Genomic DNA, 5,383 nt, shown 5'->3' with positions numbered 1-5,383 from the left:
GGGGACTGATTGCAGTACTCTCCTGTCGGCAGTACTGTGAAGCGGAACCCAGTACTACTTTCCGTATTCCCCTACTACTTTCCGTATTCCCCGAGGAGAATCCTGTGGCCGTCGACCGTCTCTTGCCCACCGACGAGGCCCGTGACCTCATCCAGCTCACCCGCGACGTGGCCGACAAGGTGCTGGCCCCGATCGTCGACGAGCACGAGAAGACGGAGACCTATCCCGAGGGCGTCTTCGCCACCCTCGGCGAGGCCGGGCTGCTGAGCCTGCCGTACCCCGAGGAGTGGGGTGGCGGTGGCCAGCCCTACGAGGTGTACCTGCAGGTTCTCGAGGAACTCGCCGCCCGCTGGGCCGCGGTCGCCGTCGCGGTCAGCGTCCACAGCCTCGCCTGCCACCCGTTGATGGCCTTCGGCACCGACGAGCAGAAGCAGAAGTGGCTGCCGGACATGCTCGGCGGCAACACCATCGGCGCCTACAGCCTGTCCGAACCGCAGGCCGGTTCCGACGCGGCCGCACTCGCCTGCAAGGCCACCGCCACCGAGGGCGGGTACCGCATCACCGGCTCGAAGGCGTGGATCACCCACGGCGGCATCGCCGACTTCTACAACCTGTTCGCCCGCACCGGCGAAGGCTCCAAGGGCATCTCGTGCTTCCTCGTCCCCAAGGGCACCGAGGGACTGACCTTCGGCAAGCCCGAGGAGAAGATGGGCCTGCACGCCGTCCCCACCACCTCGGCGCACTACGACGACGCGTTCGTTCCGGAGGAGCGCCGCCTCGGCGCCGAAGGACAGGGTCTGCAGATCGCCTTCAGCGCCCTCGACTCCGGTCGCCTCGGCATCGCCGCCGTCGCGGTCGGGCTCGCGCAGGCCGCGCTCGACGAAGCCGTTGCCTACGCCCAGGAGCGGACGGCGTTCGGCCGCAAGATCATCGACCACCAGGGTCTCGGCTTCCTGCTCGCCGACATGGCCGCCGCGGTCGACTCGGCCCGTGCCACCTACATCGACGCGGCCCGGCGCCGCGACGCGGGCCTGCCGTACTCGCGCAACGCCTCGGTCGCCAAGCTCGTCGCCACCGACGCGGCGATGAAGGTCACCACCGACGCCGTCCAGGTCCTCGGCGGCTACGGCTACACCCGTGACTTCCGCGTCGAGCGGTACATGCGGGAAGCCAAGATCACCCAGATCTTCGAGGGCACCAACCAGATTCAGCGACTGGTCATCAGCCGTCACCTGGCCGGCTGACCCGCCACCTCTCCCCACTGCCCTACTGCCCTACTGCCCTACTGCCGAAAGCTCACTCATGACCACCTCTGTGATCGTCGCCGGCGCCCGCACCCCCATGGGACGGCTGCTGGGCTCGTTGAAGGACTTCTCCGGCTCGGACCTCGGCGCCGTCGCCATCAAGGGCGCACTCGACAAGGCCCACGTATCCCCCGACCAGGTCGACTACGTCATCATGGGCCAGGTCCTCACCGCCGGGGCCGGCCAGATCCCCGCCCGCCAGGCCGCCGCCAAGGCCGGCATCCCGATGGACGTCCCGGCCCTGACCATCAACAAGGTCTGCCTGTCCGGGCTGACTGCGATCGCGATGGCCGACCAGCTCATCCGCGCAGGCGAATTCGACATCGTCGTCGCCGGTGGGCAGGAATCGATGAGCCAGGCACCGCACCTGCTCGAGAAGAGCCGCACCGGATTCAAGTACGGCGATGTCACGATGCGCGACCACATGGCGCACGACGGGCTCTACGACGTCTTCACCGATCAGGGCATGGGCAACCTCACCGAGTACGCCAACATCGACGAGCGGGCCGTGTCCCGCGAGGAGCAGGACGCGTTCTCCGCGGCGTCGCATCAGAACGCGGCCCGCGCCTGGAAGGACGGCCTGTTCGACGACGAGGTCGTGCCGGTGCCGATCCCCCAGCGCAAGGGCGACCCCGTCCTGTTCACCGCGGACGAGGGCATCCGCCCGGACACCACCGCCGAATCGCTCGCCAAGCTGCCGCCCGCGTTCCTGAAGGACGGCACGGTCACCGCCGGGTCGGCCTCGCAGATTTCCGACGGTGCCGCCGCCGTCGTCGTGATGAGCAAGGCCAAGGCCGAGGAACTCGGACTGTCCTGGATCGCCGAGATCGGCGCGCACGGCGTGGTGGCCGGCCCCGATTCGACCCTGCAGTCGCAGCCCTCGCGGGCCATCGCGAAGGCCTGCGAGCGTGAGGGTATCGCCCCGACCGACCTCGATCTCGTCGAGATCAACGAGGCATTCGCCGCGGTCGGCATCGCATCGGCCCGCGAACTCGGCCTCGACCGGACGCGGATCAACGTCAACGGTGGCGCCATCGCGCTCGGCCACCCTCTCGGGATGTCCGGGGCGCGCATCGTGCTGCACCTCGCGCTCGAACTCGGCCGCCGCGGCGGTGGTACCGGTGTCGCCGCGCTCTGCGGTGGTGGCGGTCAGGGCGACGCACTCGTCCTGCGCGTGCCGTGAGCTGAGCGCCCTGTCCCTTCCGGTTGCGAGAACCCCGTGACCGTCCCCCCGACCAGGAGAATTTCATGAACATCGACGGAGCCGTCGCAATCGTCACCGGTGGTGCCTCGGGCCTCGGCAACGCCACCGCCCGGGCCCTGCACGAACGCGGAGCCCAGGTGGTGCTGATCGATCTGCCGAGCTCGCGCGGCACCGACGCGGCAGCGGCCATCGGTGAGGGCGCGCACTTCGTCGCCGCCGACGTCACCTCCCCCGACGAGGTCACCGCAGCCGTCGATTTCGCTGCCGGTCTCGGTGATCTGCGGGTCGCGGTCAACTGCGCGGGTGTCGCCACGCCCGGAAAGGTCCTCGGCCGCAACGGGGCCCTTCCCCTCGAGGAGTTCGAACGCGTCGTCCGCATCAACCTCGTCGGCACGTTCAACGTGATCCGGCTGGCCGCGGAGAAGATCGCCGCGACCGATCCGATCGACGGCGAGCGCGGCGTCATCGTCGACACCGCCTCGGTCGCCGCCTTCGACGGGCAGATCGGTCAGCCCGCCTACGCCGCGTCGAAGGGTGGGGTCGCGGCCCTGACTCTGCCGCTGGCCCGCGAGTTTGCCCGGCATCTCATCCGGGTCGTGACGATCGCGCCCGGAATCTTCGAGACCCCGATGATGGCCGGTCTCCCCGAGGAAGCGCAGCGCTCACTCGGCGAGCAGGTTCCGCATCCCTCGCGTCTCGGTAAGGCCGACGAGTACGCGGCACTGGCCGCCCACATCATCGACAACCCGATGCTCAACGGCGAGACGATCCGCCTCGACGGCGCCATCCGTATGGCACCGCGCTGACCGCTGTATCCGATCGCGCCGTTGCCGGCCACGGACCGTAGGTAGCGGCACCGACAGCTGCCTACGGTTCCTCGGCCGGCACGTCGGCGAGCGAGTTACCGCCTCGGATCGCGGGGCTTCGACCACAATCGAGGCCATGACGAACGCAGCGTCCCCCGCCGACCACTACCGCGACCTCGCCGCCAAGTTCACCGCCACCGTCGAAGCGGTCCCCACCGACCGGTGGAGCTCACCGTCTCCGTGCGACGGCTGGACCGCTCGCGACGTGGTGCAGCACGTCGTCGAGACCCAGCGCGACATCGTCACCAAGGTCGGCCTCGAGCTGCCGTCCGAACCGTCACCGGAAGCGGATCCGGTCGGGGCGTGGATCGCGACCCGCGACGCGATGCAGGAGATCCTCGACGATCCGGCTCGCGGAAACCTCGAGTACGAAGGCTATTTCGGGCGGACGTCCCTCGCCGCGACCGTCGACCGGTTCTACACCTTCGATCTGGTGGTGCACGGGTGGGACCTGGCGCGTGCGACGGGCCTCGACGAAACCATCGCCGACGCCGACCTCGATTTCGTCGAGTCCGCGGCGACCGCGATGGGGGAATCGATCCGCATGGCGGGTGTGTGCGGTCCGGCCGTCGATGTGCCCGAGGGCGCCGACCGCACCACCCGGGTCCTCGGATACCTGGGCCGACAGGCCTGAGCGTCGCATACCGGCGTCGTGCCTGGTCGTCGTGGTGCCGGTCGGTCTCCGGTAGGCGGTACCCATACCGTCGTATGTCCGATTGATGCAGGTACGGTGCATCCATGCGCGCCCGTCCGTACGCCACCACGAACCCCAACCGCCTCGCCGCTGCCCTGCTCCAGGTCGCGGCACGCAGCGGCTTGGACTCGGCGAGCGTGCGCGAGGTCGCGAGTGAGGCCGGGGTCTCCATCGGCGCGGTGCAGCATCATTTCCCGACGAAGGACGCGATGCTCGCGTTCGCTTTCCGGGCGCTCGCCGACCGGGTCCTGGCCCGGCTGAGCAGCACCGATCCCGACATCGACCCGTCCCGCACCTTGTTCGCGGCTCTGAGCCAGTTGCTGCCGCTCGACGAACAGCGAGCCAGCGAAGCGCAGGTCATGGCGGCCTTCACGGTCCGCGCGGTCACGTCGCCGCCGCTCGGGGCAATCCGCCACGCGACGCTGTTCACGATGCGCACGGGAGTGTCCGCCGTATTGATCCGGATGGGCATCCCGGAGCCGGAGACACGGGCGACGCTGCTGCTCGCCGCCGTCAACGGTCTCGCTCTCGACGCGATCGCGTGCCCGGCGCTGTATCCGCCGGAGTTCCTCACCCACTCCCTGCACACCCAGATTCAGCTGGCCCTCGCCGACGACTGATGCGACCATCATTCGGTCTGCCCGAGTGAATGATCCCGTCACCCGGAACGAGGGGCTCCGCGATGACCGAGGTTTCACCTTCCCCACGCGCGGAACAGCGCTGGACCGCCTCGGCGTTCGTGCTCGTGTCGATGGCCGTGCCGTTCCTGCTTCCCGCGCACTACTCGCCGGGTACCACGTGGTTGCTTCCTGTCATCGAGGGATCGGTTCTCGTCGCGCTCGTCATCGTCGATCCCGGTCGGATCGACCGCCCGGGCAGATGGGTGCGGGCGCTGTCCGTCGCCCTGGTGGTCGTGATCGCGGCGGGGGCGGCGTGGAGTGCGGCGCGGCTGGTGTGGGATCTGCTGCACAGCTCACCGACCGCCACGGTCGCGATCGACCTGCTGCTGTCCGGTGCGCTGGTGTGGATGCAGACCGTCCTGGCATTCGGCTTCCTGTACTGGGAACTCGACGGTGGTGGTGCCGTGAACCGGCACCTGCGGCCCCGGGCCCATCCCGACCTGGCGTTCCCCCAGCAGCTCGAGCCCGAACTCGCGCCGCCGGGGTGGCGGCCCGTCTTCGCCGACTACCTGTTCCTCGCCCTGATCAACGCCACCACGTTCGGCCCCGCCGACGTCCTTCCCCTGGCTCGGTGGGCGAAGCTGACCATGGCCGTGCAGTCCCTGCTGTCGCTGGTGATCCTCGGTCTCGTCGTG

The 5,383-nt window shown here is 69.3% G+C and carries 6 protein-coding genes; all 6 read left to right on the top strand.

The features are described 5' to 3' along the window. Nucleotides 1-104: 104 nt before the first annotated feature. On the top strand, nt 105-1,244 hold the full coding sequence (locus I0Q12_RS18165; RefSeq protein ID WP_197253269.1) for an acyl-CoA dehydrogenase family protein: 1,140 nt from the start codon (nt 105-107) through the stop codon (nt 1,242-1,244). 58 nt (nt 1,245-1,302) lie between these two features. After that, nucleotides 1,303-2,487 (top strand): acetyl-CoA C-acetyltransferase, encoded by a 1,185-nt coding sequence (locus I0Q12_RS18160; protein ID WP_197253267.1) that lies wholly within the window; start codon nt 1,303-1,305, stop codon nt 2,485-2,487. A 65-nt stretch (nt 2,488-2,552) separates the two neighbouring features. Beyond that, nucleotides 2,553-3,314: an SDR family NAD(P)-dependent oxidoreductase gene (locus I0Q12_RS18155; protein ID WP_197253265.1), complete on the top strand. Its 762-nt coding sequence runs from the start codon at nt 2,553-2,555 to the stop codon at nt 3,312-3,314. Nucleotides 3,315-3,450: 136 nt separating this feature from the next. Continuing rightward, on the top strand, nt 3,451-4,008 hold the full coding sequence (locus tag I0Q12_RS18150; RefSeq protein ID WP_197253263.1) for a TIGR03086 family metal-binding protein: 558 nt from the start codon (nt 3,451-3,453) through the stop codon (nt 4,006-4,008). A gap of 104 nt (nt 4,009-4,112) precedes the next feature. After that, the gene (locus I0Q12_RS18145) at nt 4,113-4,688 is read left to right on the top strand and encodes a TetR/AcrR family transcriptional regulator (protein WP_197253261.1); all 576 of its coding nucleotides are present in this window, start codon (nt 4,113-4,115) and stop codon (nt 4,686-4,688) included. 62 nt (nt 4,689-4,750) lie between these two features. Next, a partial coding sequence (locus tag I0Q12_RS18140; protein WP_197253259.1) for a hypothetical protein occupies nt 4,751-5,383 on the top strand: 633 nt, incomplete at its 3' end.

The organism is Rhodococcus sp. CX (genome assembly GCF_015865005.1).
Lineage (GTDB): Bacteria > Actinomycetota > Actinomycetes > Mycobacteriales > Mycobacteriaceae > Rhodococcus.
The sequence above is the reverse complement of the archived record's forward strand: the minus strand, read 5'-3'. Positions and strand labels throughout refer to the sequence as shown.

Excerpts from the sequence above, each read along its gene's own strand:
- I0Q12_RS18160 (WP_197253267.1), top strand. The coding sequence starts at position 1,303 with ATGACCACCTCTGTGATCGTCGCCGGCGCCCGCACCCCCATGGGACGG.
- I0Q12_RS18155 (WP_197253265.1), top strand. The coding sequence starts at position 2,553 with ATGAACATCGACGGAGCCGTCGCAATCGTCACCGGTGGTGCCTCGGGC.
- I0Q12_RS18150 (WP_197253263.1), top strand. The coding sequence starts at position 3,451 with ATGACGAACGCAGCGTCCCCCGCCGACCACTACCGCGACCTCGCCGCC.
- I0Q12_RS18145 (WP_197253261.1), top strand. The coding sequence starts at position 4,113 with ATGCGCGCCCGTCCGTACGCCACCACGAACCCCAACCGCCTCGCCGCT.